Annotated in this window: 1 protein-coding gene; it reads right to left on the reverse strand. The window is 37.0% G+C overall.

The genetic code is table 11. The annotated features are described in order from the left end of the window. On the reverse strand, positions 1–449 hold a 449-nt coding region (locus A8C32_RS00020; RefSeq protein ID WP_131798803.1), incomplete at both ends, for a hypothetical protein.

Genomic DNA, 449 nt, shown 5'->3' on the forward strand with positions numbered 1-449 from the left:
ATATTGATACGTATTATCTGTAGTTTGTGTATCTGTAAAACTTAATCCTGTTGGTGGTGTTATTGCTGCATAAGCTCCTCCTCCTGTAGATAATTCCAAGGTATACGGTGCTGTTCCTCCTGTAATTGTTCCTGTTATTACTGCATCTGGTGATACTGTACAGTCTAAGTCTTTTGTTAATACTGTACTTAATGTTAGTTCTGGTGCTATGGTTTGTACTGGTAAAGTAAATGTACAACCATAAGCATCTCTTACTATTATTGTATAACTTCCTGGTGTTAAGGCTGTAAATGTATTACTTGAATTAAATGCCCCTCCATTTATATTATAGTCATATGGTGGTTGCCCCCCTGTTGCTGAAACAACTAATGTTGCGCCACTAGTTGATGGATCATAACATAAATTTGATGCGGCATCTATACTTGCTGTTGGAGCTATTGGTGTTGCTA

The organism is Flavivirga aquatica, assembly GCF_001747085.1.
GTDB lineage: Bacteria > Bacteroidota > Bacteroidia > Flavobacteriales > Flavobacteriaceae > Algibacter_C > Algibacter_C aquatica.